The sequence below is a fragment of the Streptacidiphilus anmyonensis genome, from assembly GCF_000787855.1.
GTDB classification, from domain to species: Bacteria; Actinomycetota; Actinomycetes; order Streptomycetales; family Streptomycetaceae; genus Streptacidiphilus; species Streptacidiphilus anmyonensis.
In genome coordinates, this window is the sequence record NZ_BBPQ01000055.1 from 15,137 (window position 1) to 28,649 (window position 13,513).

A 13,513-nucleotide genomic window follows, 5' to 3' on the forward strand; every position below is an offset into this window, starting at 1 on the left:
CCCCGCCTCGGCGACTTCGAGTCCGGCCTCGTGGCCCAGCTCACCACCCCCTCCGTCTCCGCCACCACCGGCGGCCTGGCCTGCCTGGCGAGCCTCGCCCTCCTCCTCGTCCGCTACCCGTCCTTCCTCCGCTACGACTCCCGCACCCCCACCCCATGATCGCCTTCTCCGCCCCTCCCCCACCCGCACCGCTGTGACCTGCACGCATCTCCTCGGAAACCCGTGCACGAGCACGGCCCCGGATCCTGTATTGTTCTTCCTGTGCCCGGGAGACCGGGGACAGACCGCTAAGCCGCAAGGCAGAGCAGTCACGGGACGTGGCGCAGCTTGGTAGCGCACTTGACTGGGGGTCAAGGGGTCGCAGGTTCAAATCCTGTCGTCCCGACAGGCTTAAAGGCCCGTCGGTCTGGAAGGAAACTTCCAGGTCGGCGGGCCTTTGTCGTTGCCGGGCACCTGTCAGCGCACGACGCGCAGATGCCGCCCCACGACCTCCGTTGGGACCACTCTGGGACCAACCTCGGTCCTGGTGCGGGCGAGATGGGCGCTGAGCGCTTCGCCGGCGAGCTCGATCGAGCGCAGATCCGGGTGCAGATAGCGCTGCGTGGTGGCGAGTGAGCCGTGTCCGGCGATCTTCCGGAGCACGTGGAGTGGGACGCCGGCGTCTGCCATCCAAGTGAGCCCGGTGTGCCGCAGGTCGTGGCGACGCAGGTACTCGTAGCCCAGCCTGACGACGACCTCGTCCCAGTGGGTGGCATCCCGCAGGACTGCGGTAGTGATCCGCCCGCCCCTCGGTCCTGTGAACAGCCGCGCCATCGGGTCATGGCCGACGGCTGCGAGGCGCCGCTCGACCAAGGGGCGGATCTCAGGGATCAGAGGGACCTTGCGGCGTCGCTTGCCCTTGGTCCCCTTGTCGATGAGTCCACCTGGCCCCGGTGTCGTCTGCCGACACAGGTCCCAGATCCAGGTCTTCGGGTCGATGTCGCAGGCCCGGACACCGGACACCTCCCCGATCCGGGTGGCGGTGCAGGCTTCGAACTTCACCACATCGCCCCAACCGGGGAACTGGTCGGCGGACCGCTCGACCAGGGAGTCCGCGAGCTGTTCCAGAGCCTTCCAGTCCCGGAGCGCGAGCGAACGAGGGTCGTCCAACTCGTCCTCAGCGCGCTTGTACTCGTGCTGCCAGCCGACGATCCGGGCCGGGTTGACGTCGATGAGCCCGTCCCTGACCGCTTGCTCCATGACCCGCACCAGGGCCGCGAGGCTGTTCTTGACGGTCGATCGGCTGCACTCGTCGGCGATCCAGCCGTACACCGCGCGGTCGGTGAGCCCGTTGGTCACAGCGATAACCGGCAGATGTCCGAGTGTGGGGACCACGCGCAGGCGCCAACCCGCCCGGTAGGGGTCCATGGTCTTGGCTTCGAGCCCTCGCATGGCGAGAGCCCAGTTCACCTGCCCGTACTCAGCCAGGGTCATCGTGGCCGCAGCAGGGTCGATGCCCCGCGAGGCGGCCTTGCGCAAGCGGGTGAGCCAGGCTTGCGCGGCATCCTCTGTCGGCAGCATCTCCGAACGCGACACGCGGCGCTTGGTCTGCGGGTCCTTCCAACGGACGCGCGCCCGGAAGGGGTTCGGGAAGCCGGCGCGGTACTCGATGTCCTCCGACACCTTCACCCCGATCGGCGGCAGCACCTCTCCCATCAGGCCACCCGCGCGGGGTCGACGCGCTGCGCGCGCAGCCACGCCTCGACGTCCGGGACGCTGTACTGCGTCACGCGCGAGGACAACTGAACGAACGCCGGCCCTTGCGGCGGCACGCACGTGCGCCAACGCCGAAGGGTCGACGGATCGACGCCAATCAAGGCGGCAACCTCCTCCGTGGTGTACCAGCCGCTGTGCAGCAGGTCGATAGCTGCCTCCTCTGCGGCTTCGGCAAGCACGTTGGTGGGCCTGCCCAGGAGAGTAACTACCTGGGCCAACGTCAGCTTGGGCTCAATCACTGAACTTCATCTCCATCGGGAACATCGGGGCCGTCGCAGCCATGTCTGTCCGAGGTGCGGCTTTCTGCGTCACTGCGTCATCTGCGTCACACGCGTCTTTGACCTGGGGCTTTGGGGTGACGAAGGATCCCGGGGGTGCGTCACTGCACCTGGCCTGCGTCACCCGGCGGTGACGCAGGTGACGCGGGGTGACGCAGCCCATTGGCGTCTGCGTCACCGCTGTAACGGCAGATGAGGAGCCGTTTTCCACCCGTGGGTGACGCAGGTGACGCAGGATCTCTCTTCTTCGGACAAGAGATGAGGGTGTTGTCGTAGTGGGGTGTGCTTCAGAACGTGAGAAGGACGCTTCGCGGCGCGACCACGGGCGGCGCGCAGCGCCGAACGGCAAGAGGAGCACCCCCGGCGCGGCGGTGCTCCTCTTGCTGTTCCGGGCCTTCAGCAGCAGATCAGAACGCCTGCTCCTGCTCGTGCGGTGTCGGGGTGGGTTGGCGGGTCATCTCGATGTAGCGGGCTGAATTTTTGCGGCCCCAGTCGATGAGGACGCCGCGGGCGGTCAGGGTCGGCTGGAGTCGTTTGAGGCGGTCGGAGAGGACCTTGCCGGTGGTGGGCCAGCCCTTGGGCAGGGGGCGGAAGCCGTCGCCGGTGTAGAGGCGGGTGAGGCACTGGAGCCACTCGGCGGACGTCCTGCGTTCCTCCGCTCCCGGGTCGAGGCCGGCGGCGTGCTGGAGGACGGTCTGTGCGAGGAGGTCGCCTTCGATGACGTCGTCGTTGAGGTCGTCCAGGCTGGCCCGGTAGGCGTTGAGTGATGTGAGGCCGGTCGCGGCGTCGAGTTGTGCGCACAGGTGGGCGAAGTCGGCCATGCGCAGGTCGGTGGGGATGTCGGCCTCGGCGGCGCGGACCCTGACGGTGAGATCGAGGAGCGATCCGAGGATGACGGGGAGAGCCTCTTCGAACTCCGTCCACAGTTCGGCCTCGGTGCGTCGGGTGCGGGGGCGTTCGAGGCGCAGGGGCAGGAGGCGTTCGGCGAGGTCGGGTCGGATGACGCCGACGTCGATGCCGGTCAGGAGCAGGGGTCGGCGGTAGCGGGCGCGGACGACGTCGCCGTCAGTGTAGAGGGCGCGTTTGATGGACTCGGCGCCGGTGACGATGCAGCACATGAGGTCGGAGAGGTCCGGGGCGAGGTGGGAGAGGTTGTCCAGGGCGCTGACCCATCCGGCGGCCACGGCGGCGGTCAGGTTCTCTTCGTCTTTCGGTGCGCGGCGCAGGTCGCCGCTCATGCCCTCGATGACGCGTACGAGCATGCGTCCTCCGGTGGACTTGCCCGCGCCTTGGGGTCCGGTGAGGAAGGGGGCGGGGACGGGAACGGAGGGTCCGAGGCAGCCGATCAGCCAGGCGAGGACGAGCGATTCGGTGTCCGCGCCAGCGAAGTTGCACAGCCCGAGCAGGAGGTCGATGCCCTTGCCGTCGGTGTCCCGGGCGGGGAGCGGGAGTTCGCCGGTGAGTTGGGTTCGTCGCCAGCAGACCTCCTTGGGGTCGGGGGTGGTGATGTCCCAGCCGGTGGGGTGGATGCGGATGGACTGTCCGTCGTTGCGGCCCAGGTCCAGCCACGTGGCGCCGTCGTATCCCGGGGCGACGCGGATGTGGACGGGTTGCACGTCCTGGATCAGTGCGAGGGCCTCGATGAGGTCGAGTGCCTCTTTGAGGGCGGTTCCGTTGAAGACGCCGTGGCCGTCGTTGAACAGGCCCACCATGAGCTCTTGGCGGTGGCTGCCGGTGGTGCCTTGGGAGCGGATCGGGCGGGCCACGGGGTGGCCGTTGCGTTGCGCGAAAACGGTGCCGTCGGCGGTGCGGAAGTACCGGAAGTGCGCTCGGGCGTAGTCGGCGATGATGTCGCGGGCCGGGGTCTTGTCGTCGTCGGACACGGCTACAGTCCCAGCCTGCTGCGGGCGTTGGCCCAGGCGTCGGTGCAGTGCCGGGAGGTTTCGCCCTTGGCCTGCGCGGCGGTGAACAGGCGCGCGACATGGGCGTCGGTGAGGCAGCCGCACCTGCCGTGGGCGGACAGTACGGCGAGGAAGGTCCGGTACACGGTGGCGTGAACCGCGCTGGCAGCTTCAGTAATGCGCTGCTCCGCCATCGCGACGCCACGCTCTAGATAGGCAGGCGTCCGATGCCGGCACTGTCCGCCCCCGGACCCCGCCGCCCCCTCGGGCGCGGCGATGGCCTGCGGCGCCGGGCGCACCGGGGCCAGCTCCTTCACGACCAACGCGCGGACGACCGCCGGGAGCGCCGTCATGGTGCCGGTGCCGGGATCGAGCCAACGTGCGTAGGCCATCGTGGACTTAATGTCCACGTCGGGACGTACGTGGTTGGCGGACTGCATGACGCCCTGGTAGAGCCAGTGCTCACCCCTGGTGGTGCGCACGATCCGGGTGGCGGGCAGGGTCGCGCGGGCCCACGCGATGGCCTCGGGGTTGTCGAGGTCGACGACGGTCAGGCCCGCGCCGCCGGGGTGGTAGCCGACACTGGCGGCCTGCCGCCAGGCGCGCGCCCAGGACGAGCTGCGCAGGACGGCGGGGTCGGTGGTGGCGGCGGCCCAGGCGTGGCACGGTGCCGGGCAGGAGCAAGCGCCGGGGGTCTTCATGTTCGGGCGCCCGCCGCACGCCTGGTCGGTGCAGGCCGGGCAGTTGCCGACGGGCCGTTTGCTGCCGTGCAGGGGCAGGAGCGGCAGCACCGGCAGTCCGGAGGCGGCGAGGTCGAGGGCGAGGCCAAGGATGCGATCGGTCACGAGTCGGCCCTTCGATGGGGTGCCGCCGGGCCCGTCCACAGGCTGTGGAAGGGCCCGGCGGGTGTCGGGCGGGGTTCAGAAGAGGGCGTCGGTGGTGTCGGCTTGCAGCTCGGCGAGTGCCTTGCGGTGTTCGCGCTGGGCGCGGGTGCGGGCGTTGTCGTGGCAGGGCGGGCACCAGGCGGCCAGGTCGCAGGCGGAGAGCCGGGCCTGCTGGTGGGCCGGCCGGATCAACTCATGCGCGTCCTTCGGGGCGACCAGGAGCCGGATCGGGCCCGCGTGCTTGCTGATGAAGCCGCCGTTCTCGTGCTCGCAGCGGCCCTGTCCCGCGGCGTGCTGGTTGCCGCACTGCCCGCTGCACTGGCAGCGCCCGCCCGACAGGTGGATGAGCAGGTCCCACAGTGGCAGTTCGGCGAGGGGTCCGGTCTGGGCGGTCACGGCGTCCTCCTGCGGGTCTGTCGCGTGCGGTAGGCGCGCTGACGGCAAGCGGGTGAGCAGTAGCTCGACGGCCTGCCGGTGGTCGCCGCGGGGAGATCGGCGCCGCATGCGCAGCGCTTTGTGCGGGCCCTGCGGCGCGGGGTTTCGTCACGGGTTTCGTCACGCAGGTCCGGCAGCGGTTCGGCGTCGTGGGTGGTGATTTCCCACAGGGAGCGGGTGACGTTGTCGTTGCCGTGGTCGGTTCGTGGACGTGCGGGGGTGTCCCAACCGGTGCGGGCGGGCAGGTCCTTGACTTTTCTCCAACCGGCTGCGCGAAGGCTGACGCCGGCCTCGTCCCCTTGCGTGTAGGTGATGGCGCGTCGGTAGCCAGCTGCGCGGGCGGTGCGCCAGGCCGCACCGTACAGCGCGGAGCAGGCGTTCGGGCTGCCGTCGGTGGCGCAGCGTGTGACCTCGACGGTCAGGCCGTTGTCCAGGGCGCGCGCCACCGGGCGACCGACGATCGCGACACCGGCCAGACGGCCGTCACCGGCCAGGACGCCGAGGCTGAACTTGTGCCCCTGCGGTGCCCGGTGGTGCCGGTGGTGATCCGCGACGAACGCGCAGGCCACAGTGAGCGGCACCGGACGGATGAACAGCCGCTCCCGCACCCGGTCGGTGGCCGGGTTGGTGGTCACAGGACCTCCAGCAGGCGGGAGGCGATCCACTGGGCGACGTTGCACGGGACGGCGTTTCCGGCTTGGGCGGTCTGCTCGCCGACGTTGCCCAGCACGGTGTAGTCGTCGGTGAAGCGCTGGGCGCGCAGGTGCTCGCGCGGGGAGAGCATGCGGAACCAGCAGTCCTCCAGCGCGATCTCGGCCGCCGCGCTGTCGGCGCCGAGGACCAGGGCGGCGCTCTCGCGGGTGGCGATCGTGTGGACGGGCTCGGCGGTGGTCTTCGGCGTGCCCTTGCGGTAGGGGATGACCAGGCCGTGGTGGTTCCCGCCGGCCGTGATCGTGGCGAGCGGGTCGAGGACCGCGCGGGTCGTGGAACCGCCGCCGCGGTGCTCGGTGATGAACGGCGCCGGGATCAGCACGCCCTCGCTCTCCCTGGTCATCCGGGTGCGCATCGGCACGGTGACCGGGTCGTCGGTGTTCCACGATCCGCCGGTCGGCACCAGCAGCGGCGGAACGGCGAGGCCGTCGCCGATCCGCAGCGTGCGGGTCGCGAGCGGGGTGAGGTGGGCGGGGACGGCCCGGCCGTCGCCCTGGTCGGAGTGGTTGGCGGTGATGATCGAGGGCACCCGGTGCTTCTCCAGCCCGAGCCGGATTTTGCGCAGGGTGGCGGTGGCGAGCGGCCGCATGCCGCGCTCGGGGCGGTCGCCGATGCGGGTGCCGAGGTCGGCCCAGTCCAGGATGCTCGCGGCGGGGGCGACGTAGGGTTCGACGACCTGGTGGCGGCAGGTGCTGTTCGGGCAGCGGTAGTCGTACTGCTGCCGGTACTTGCCCACCTTGCGGCCGTTGCGCCACGCCTGCACCGCGTCGACATCGGTGCCGCAGGTGGGGCACCAGGCGCGCGGGCGCAGGGTCAGGTCGGGGGCGCGGAGCTTGGTCTTGGTGAACGCGATGAAGATCCGGTCGCGCCACTGCGCGGCCGGGGTGTTGCCGGTGCCGCCGACGTGCGCGGCGGACACGGACACGACCTGGTGGCGGTAGCCGAGGACCTCCATGCCTTGCAGCCACCAGGAGAACAGCGGCCAGGCGGTGGCGAACCGGGGCACGTTCTCGCACACCACGGCGAGGTAGTCGTGGACCTCGGCGGCGCGCAGGATGTCGTAGGCGGTCGCCCGGGTGCGCTCCCACGCGGCGTCGGCGACCGGGCCCTGCTCCAGCAGGTCCAACTGGCCGGGCGTGGGGGCCTTCTTGGGGCGGGCGACGCCGTCGGCGGGGCTGGACTCGGTGCAGATCGGGGAGCCGACCAGCACGTCCGTCTTCGGCAGGCGCCGCATGTCGTAGCGGTCCAGGTCCTGGCACAGGTGCTCGGCGTCGGGGAAGTTCGCGGCGTGGGTCTCGATCGCGCGGTCCCAGTGGTTCGCGCCGAGCCGCACGTCGAACCCGGCGCGGGCGAAGCCGAGGGAGTCCCCGCCGGCGCCGCAGAACAGGTGCCCGGAGGTCGGTGCGCTCACGCGGCACGCTCCCTCATGTCGGGCAGCGTCAGCACGCTGGCGTCATTGCTGCTCGCGGTCACGGTGAGGTTGAGGGCGTGGACGGCGGTGGTGAGGTCGGTGAGGGTGCGCCAGGTGTTCCAGGCGCAGCGCCAGGCGCGGTCCTCGTCCAGTTCGGTGCCGTAGGCGTCGCGCTGGGCGGCGATGTCGCGCTCGGCCCGCGCCAGCAGCTCGGCGAGCCGCTCGGGGCTGGGCTGGTTCTGGTTCTCGGGGCGGTGCATGCTGGGAGTCCTCCTCAGCCGATTCGGTGTGGATGGGAGGCCCGGGGCAGTCGGCCGTCCGGCCAAGGCAAGCCGACTGCCCACACGGGCCCGTGCTGATCGCATGACGGCTAGAACGGGGGCTCGCTGCCGCCCTCGGGCGCGGCGCCCCAACCGGCCCCGGCCGGGGCCGTGTTCGCGGGGGCTGGGGTGTCCCAGGGGTCGGCCTGCGCGGGCGTGCCGCTGCCGTTGCGGGTGGTCTTGGTGACGGTGGCGTTGGCGAACCGCAGGCTCGGGCCGACCTCCTCGACCTCCATGCCGAGCATGGAGCGCTTCTCACCTTCGGGGGTGTCCCAGTTGTGCTGGGTCAGACGGCCGGTGGCGATCACGCGCATGCCCTTGGCCAGGGACTCGGCGGCGTGCTCGGCGATGTCGCGCCAGGCGGTGCAGCGCATGAAGACCGCGGTGCCGTCCTTCCACACGTTGCTGGTCTTGTCGAGGGTGCGGGGCGTCGAGGCGATGGTGAACCGGGCGAGGGCGACGCCGGCCGGGGTGAAGCGGATCTCGGGGTCGGCGGTCAGGTTGCCGACGATGGTGATCGGGGTCTCTCCGACGGACACGGGAAGCCTCCAAGAGGGCTGCTGGCGGTGCCGGGAGCGGACTGTCCGGTCCCCCGCAACGACCGCGCCCCCAACGCGTTATGGCGTCAGGGGTGCGGTGGCACGGGCAGGTGGACAGGGAGCTCGGAGGAAAGTCAGTGGCCGGCGTTACGCTCCGGCGCATGGATGAGCAGATGTGGGCGGGAGTGCGGGACTTCCTCGTGGCTAAGGGTTGCGCCGTCGACGACCTGTTGTCGACGAATGACCTGGCCGAACTTGAAACACAGATCGGAGTGCGACTCCCGGAGGAATACCGGCAGTTTCTGCTGTGCGTGGGTGCCGGTGCTGAGGGACCTGGCTGCGAGCCCTACGGGGTCCATCCCGTGCGCAAATTGGATGGGCGCTGGCGCTGGATGGGGACCGACGGAGACGACCCCGAGGACTGGCCGCGCCTCAGCGAGCCGTTCCCGGGCACCGGCCTGGACCCGGCGCGCCTCAGTGCCCTCCAGGAGGCCGAACCGGATGAAGAGAAGTTCGACGACTCGGACGACTTCGACGAGGCCTGGCAGGAGTGGCACGAGGAGTGGAACGACTTCGTCTGGTCGCCTGATCAAACGGTGGGCGCGATCCGGCTGAACGAGCAGGGGTGCGGTGGCTTTCAGTGGCTCGTCGTCAGCGGTCCGGAGCGCGGCACCATATGGGGCGACGACCGGGGCCTTGGCGCCCCCGGCCTTGGGCCCCTGGGCATGACCTTTGCTGCGTGGTACATGGAGTGGCTGACCTGGCGGCGACGCATGCCCAGGAAGCGGTAGGCGTCCGCCGATTGCCCTGCTAGCGCCGGGCGGTGGCGTCGGCTCGGCCGAACAGGCCGGTGGCCGTGACGTTCTGGGTGATGTACGTGTCGCCACCGCCCTGGGTGCGTCGTCCGAGGGCGCCGCGAAACAGCAGGGTGAGGGCGAAGATGCTGCCGGTGGTGATCGCGAGGGCGATGGCGGCGGTCATCAGGCCGCCGCTGGCGGAGGCGATCATCCCTGCGCCGTAGCCGACACCCGTGGCGGCGGCGCCGACGCCCGCACCGCCGGCGAGTGCCACCAGGGCGGCGCCCTTGGCCCGCCCTGAGATCCGCGTGTCCACGGGCACCTGCTGGACGGGGGCGGGGAGGGTGTACTGGTGGGCGGCCCTGAGCAGGGCGAGTTGCTGGGTGACGGCCGCCGGGCGGGTGAGCAGGCCCGGCGGGGGCTCGGGGGCGTAGCGGGTCGGCTCCATCGGCGCGGGCGCCCACGGGACCACGACCGCAGGGGCGACCGGCGCCGGTGCTGGGGTGGCGTCTTGGACGGGGGCGTTGGGCGGGTAGCGGGTGTCCATGGCGGTGCTTCCTTTCCGGGCGCGGCTACAGGTGGGCGATGGCGCCGAGGATGGCGGCGAACACGGCGTGGGTGGCGTGGTTGATGGCGGGTCCGGCGGGGGTCGCTCCGGTGTACAACCCGAGTAGGGCGCAGGCGGTGGCCGAGCCGAGTCGGAGGGATCCGGTGCGCAGGAGGTACCAGACGATGACGGCGAATATGGCGACCATGGGCAGGCTGACGGTCACGACCGGGGTCCTTTCGGGTCGGTGGCGCACGCGTGGGTCGGTGACGTTCGGTAGCCGTACTGGTTAGTGGTTACTGGGTAGTGGAAAGCCGGAACCCCCGCTCCGATGGCCCGTGGGGTTCGGATCGGGGGTTCTAGTGGTTAGTGGAAACCTTTCCACTAACCAGTAACCAGTAGCTGAGTGTGACGATTGGTCAGGCGTGGTCCGGGTGGACGTAGACGCTGTGGGGGCCGTTGTCGCGGTAGACCAGCTCCCCGCGCTCGACCAGGCCGCGCAGTGCCGTGCGGATGGCGGGGCGGCTGCGGCCGACCGTGTCCGCGATCGCGGACAGCTTAATCCCGGCCGGGCCGGCGTCGCGGATCGCGGCGAGGGCGTCGGGGAGCCAGTCCGGGCCCGAGCTCGGGGTCGAGTCGCGCAGCGCGGACAGGTTGAGCCCGGTCGGCGTGCCGGTGCTGGCTTCCTTGGTGCCGGGTTCGTCGGTGGTGCCGAACTGGGCGTCGATCTCGTCCATGAACCGGCGGGCGAGGGCGTCCATCTCGGCGTCGCTGGGTCCGGCTGGGGGCTGCTGGTCGCGCAGGGAGCGCAGGTTGAGCCCCGGCCGGCGGTCGGCGGCCTTGTCCCGTTCGGTGTAGACGGAGGGTCCGTCGTCGTCGGTGCCGTTCCACATCCATCCGGCGCGCTCCGGGTTCCAGCGCTGCGCGTAGTCCTCGCCCGCGGCCCGGGCGCTGACCTTGTCGAGTGCCGGGCGGCGCTGCCAGGTCTTCGCTTGGACGCGGCGGATGGTGGCGGGGGTGACGTTCCACGCCTTGAACGGGCGCGGGGCGAAGCCGTCGGAGGTGGCGGAGCCGATGACGCCGGAGCCCTTCTCGTTGAGCTGGCTGGTGTCGACCCGCGCGTTCGGGAACAGCTTGGCGAGGTTGTTCCCGGAGGATTCGCCGGAGGTGAGGGCGACGCCGACGGGGCTGAACTTGCGGATCTGGGTGTCGCCGAGCGCGGAGACGTTGCCGTCGACCGCGGTGAGGATCTCCCGGATGCCCATGGCGCGGGTGGTGCGCATGACCTCGCGGATGCCCTCCTTGAGGTCCCGCATCGCGGGGTCCTTCAGGTTGCTCGCGGACAGCAGCTCGGCGCCCTCGTCGACCATGAGGACGATCTGGGGCACCTGCGCGGAGACGGGCAGCAGGCGGGTGTTGTTCTTCCTCATGAGGTCGGCGTACTGGACCTTGCGGGCGGCGTTGATCCGGATCAGCGCCTCCACCATCTTCAGCGCCTCGCCAGGGGTGGAGGCGAGCCAGTCGATCCCGGGCCGGGCCTGCTTCGGCAGGGCGGGCATCGTCGGGTCGGCCGGGCGCAGGCCCTGGGCTTCGAGCCAGGGTTCGACGTGCGGGAGTCCGAGGGAGCCGGCGTTGAAGTCGATCGCCCACACGATGACGTCGGTGCAGCGGTAGAAGCCGCACAGCACGCCGTCGCAGAACGTGGTCTTGCCCGAGCCGGGCGGTCCGAGGAACAGGGCGCAGGCCTCGCGGAGGCTGACGGCGATCTCGCGGGCGTTGCCGAGCAGCCCCCACGGGATCGGCCCGTTGATCGACAGCTCGGACAGGTCGTCGGGGTACTCATACGCGCCGGCCATGACGTTCTCGGTGGGGATGTCGAGGATGACCGTGCCCTGCTGGTCGCCCTCCTCGACGCTGATAGCGCAGCCGAGCGGCAGCCGGGCGTCGCCGGCCATGGCCTTCGCACCCTGGTCCACCCGCTGCCACGTCACCGCCCCCGAGGCGGACTGTTCGAGCACGGCGCCGACGGAGAACCCGGCGCCGTTGTCCCAGCGTTCGACCGCGACGACCTTGATGGCGACGCGGCAGATCCGCCACACCCGCTCGCGCCACTCCTCGGCCATCTGCCGCCGCCACGGGTCGAACCCGTCGTCGCCGGGATCCGGAGCCGGAGGCTGATTGCGCCGCTGCTCGGCGAGGCGCTCCTCCTCGACGGCCTCCTCGTGCCAGGCCGCGGAGGAGGCCATGGCGCCGATGCCGACCCCGAGGGCGGCGAGGGTGCCGGTGGCGAGCCACGTCAGCGGGCTGGTGGCGATGGCGAACGACGTCCAGCCGCCGGCGAGCAGCCACGACGTGGAGCGGGTCAGCATCGAGCGGGCGGTGAGGTGGCGGCGGAGGGAGTTGCCGATGCCGTGCCCGAGCGCGCCGGCGGCGCCGATGGCGAGGGGCCAGCCGGGGGGCATGTGGGCGAGGGTGCCGACCATGGCGACGGCTTCGGCACCCGAGGCTGCGGACAGGGCGCCGGTGACGGGGCCGTGTCCGGCCGTCCAGTCCAGCGGCGGGAGCAGGTCCCGCCGCGGCTGGGCGCGGCTGGTGGTCTTGGACAGGTTCAGGCGTTGCGGCGGTGCGGCGGCCATGCGGCCCTCCCAGGGGCGTCGGTGAGAGGAAACGTGTGGGGCGGTGCCGGGGAACGGGTCGGGCCGCCCCACCAGGTGCGGCGGGACGGCCTGAAGTGCACGAACGTGCTGGCGGGGCGGGTCAGTTGTTGTTGCCGGTGTCCCACTTGTCCTCGCCGTTGCGGGGGTCCTCGTGGCGGCGGATGTCCTGCTCGTGGACGCGGCGCATGGTGGTGGCGACCTCCTCGCAGGCGGTGATGGCCTGCTGGAGCTGCTGGAACACGTCGTTGAGGGCCTCGCCGACCTGCTTCTCCAGCGGGAACTCGGCATCCGAGCGCTCCGCGAGGATCTGGAAGGTGCGGGCGATGGAGTGCATGGCCTCGGGCATGCCCTCGAACGCCGTGAGGACCTGCATCATGCCGTCGGGGTCGAAGGACTGGGCCTGCGACTCCATCTCGGCGGCGGCCTCGGCGAAGTCGAAACCAGCGGGCGTGGTCAAGTTGACTCCCAGGTTGCTGTTGGCGTTGTGCGACAACGGCGCACGGCCGACCGTGCGCGCGGGCCCCGACTCGGGGGCAGGGGTGGCGCTGTTCTCCAGGGCCTCGAAGGCGTCGATCCGGCCCTCCTGGTCGGCCAGGTCCCGACCGTTCGCCAGGTCACGGTCGTAGCGGGCCGTGCGCGCCTTGCCGTTGAGCCAGCGGAAGAGGCGGTGCCCGGGGTACATCCACGACGGGAACCCGAACTTGCGCCCGAGCGCCGTCGTGAGCGTGCCGAGCAGCAGCACCGGCAGCGCCAGCAGGCCGTTGCCGGCGCGGCGGGCGTGGAAGCGGGCGGCGGAGCGGTGAAGACGCCACCGCGCTGCCCGACGCACGGGCTTACGACGCAGCTCACGCCCCTTCGCGGTCACCTTCCCGCTGCTCGCCTGGCCCTTCTCGGCGCGCTTGGTGACCCGGGCGGCGTCGCGGCGGGCCTGTCGCTCGGCCGCCTTCGGACCGGCTGACGCGCGGGCGAGCAGGGCCCGCGGCCCGCGTCCTCCGGCGGCAGCGCGGTGCTGGCGGGCCTGCCGCTGCGCGGTCCGGCGCCCGTCGGCGACCCGGCTGCGGTCCGCGGTCCGCTGCTCACGCCGCGCGCCCCGGGACGGGTGCGCCGCGCGGTGCGCCTCACGCAGGGCCTTGACGTGCCCGGCCGCGCCCCGCGCCCGGTTGGCGGCCTGCCCACGGGCACCCGCCCGAGCGCCACCGGCTGCCGGCATCGGGCCGCCCGTGCGGGGGTTGACGTTCCGTCGGCCCAGCGGGGTGCGGCGTCCGCCTGCTCCGGTGC

At 71.5% G+C, this 13,513-nt stretch carries 14 protein-coding genes and 1 tRNA gene; 2 read left to right on the forward strand and 13 right to left on the reverse strand.

Translation table 11 applies throughout. From position 1 onward, the window contains the following. Nucleotides 1-311 precede the first annotated feature (311 nt). Nucleotides 312-385, forward strand: a tRNA-Pro gene (locus tag TR50_RS31740). A gap of 71 nt (nt 386-456) precedes the next feature. On the opposite strand, the gene TR50_RS31745 is transcribed toward TR50_RS31740, so the two are convergent. The 9 genes from TR50_RS31745 to TR50_RS31785 form a co-directional block, all read right to left on the reverse strand. Continuing rightward, nucleotides 457-1,695, reverse strand: a complete 1,239-nt coding sequence (locus TR50_RS31745; protein ID WP_042430217.1) for a tyrosine-type recombinase/integrase — start codon at nt 1,693-1,695, stop codon at nt 457-459. Further along, the gene (locus TR50_RS31750; RefSeq protein WP_236654670.1) at nt 1,695-1,994 is read right to left on the reverse strand and encodes a helix-turn-helix transcriptional regulator; all 300 of its coding nucleotides are present in this window, start codon (nt 1,992-1,994) and stop codon (nt 1,695-1,697) included. The genes TR50_RS31745 and TR50_RS31750 overlap by 1 nt, the downstream gene beginning before the upstream one ends. Nucleotides 1,995-2,440: 446 nt before the next feature. After that, nucleotides 2,441-3,916: an AICE element replication initiation protein gene (locus tag TR50_RS31755; protein WP_042430221.1), complete on the reverse strand. Its 1,476-nt coding sequence runs from the start codon at nt 3,914-3,916 to the stop codon at nt 2,441-2,443. 2 nt (nt 3,917-3,918) lie between these two features. Beyond that, entirely contained in the window at nt 3,919-4,779 is an 861-nt protein-coding gene (locus tag TR50_RS31760; RefSeq protein ID WP_042430224.1) for a bifunctional DNA primase/polymerase, read from the reverse strand. Nucleotides 4,780-4,854: 75 nt separating this feature from the next. Beyond that, nucleotides 4,855-5,214, reverse strand: coding sequence for a hypothetical protein (locus TR50_RS31765; protein ID WP_042430227.1), 360 nt, complete (start codon nt 5,212-5,214; stop codon nt 4,855-4,857). Then, nucleotides 5,211-5,888 carry an XF1762 family protein gene (locus TR50_RS48245; protein ID WP_063775184.1) on the reverse strand — a complete coding sequence of 226 codons (678 nt, stop codon included), beginning with the start codon at nt 5,886-5,888 and terminating at the stop codon, nt 5,211-5,213. The genes TR50_RS31765 and TR50_RS48245 overlap by 4 nt, the downstream gene beginning before the upstream one ends. Further along, nucleotides 5,885-7,375 carry a DNA cytosine methyltransferase gene (locus tag TR50_RS31775; RefSeq protein WP_236654672.1) on the reverse strand — a complete coding sequence of 497 codons (1,491 nt, stop codon included), beginning with the start codon at nt 7,373-7,375 and terminating at the stop codon, nt 5,885-5,887. The genes TR50_RS48245 and TR50_RS31775 overlap by 4 nt, the downstream gene beginning before the upstream one ends. Next, complete coding sequence (locus tag TR50_RS31780) at nt 7,372-7,635, reverse strand: hypothetical protein (protein WP_042430230.1); 264 nt, start codon at nt 7,633-7,635, stop codon at nt 7,372-7,374. The genes TR50_RS31775 and TR50_RS31780 overlap by 4 nt, the downstream gene beginning before the upstream one ends. A gap of 110 nt (nt 7,636-7,745) precedes the next feature. After that, nucleotides 7,746-8,234 (reverse strand): single-stranded DNA-binding protein, encoded by a 489-nt coding sequence (locus TR50_RS31785; RefSeq protein WP_042430233.1) that lies wholly within the window; start codon nt 8,232-8,234, stop codon nt 7,746-7,748. A gap of 161 nt (nt 8,235-8,395) precedes the next feature. Between TR50_RS31785 and TR50_RS31790 the strand changes: the two genes are divergently transcribed. After that, nucleotides 8,396-9,025, forward strand: a complete 630-nt coding sequence (locus TR50_RS31790) for an SMI1/KNR4 family protein (RefSeq protein WP_042430291.1) — start codon at nt 8,396-8,398, stop codon at nt 9,023-9,025. Nucleotides 9,026-9,044: 19 nt separating this feature from the next. Here the strand turns inward: TR50_RS31790 and TR50_RS31795 are convergent, their stop codons facing one another. The 4 genes from TR50_RS31795 to TR50_RS44790 all read right to left on the reverse strand — a co-directional run. Next, nucleotides 9,045-9,578 carry a hypothetical protein gene (locus tag TR50_RS31795; protein ID WP_052441589.1) on the reverse strand — a complete coding sequence of 178 codons (534 nt, stop codon included), beginning with the start codon at nt 9,576-9,578 and terminating at the stop codon, nt 9,045-9,047. A 25-nt stretch (nt 9,579-9,603) separates the two neighbouring features. Then, nucleotides 9,604-9,804, reverse strand: coding sequence for a hypothetical protein (locus tag TR50_RS31800; protein ID WP_042430244.1), 201 nt, complete (start codon nt 9,802-9,804; stop codon nt 9,604-9,606). Between the two features lie 193 nt (nt 9,805-9,997). Continuing rightward, nucleotides 9,998-12,214 carry a hypothetical protein gene (locus TR50_RS31805; protein WP_042430247.1) on the reverse strand — a complete coding sequence of 739 codons (2,217 nt, stop codon included), beginning with the start codon at nt 12,212-12,214 and terminating at the stop codon, nt 9,998-10,000. Between the two features lie 121 nt (nt 12,215-12,335). After that, nucleotides 12,336-13,513: hypothetical protein (locus TR50_RS44790; protein ID WP_160311219.1), on the reverse strand; the 1,178-nt coding region annotated here is incomplete at its 5' end.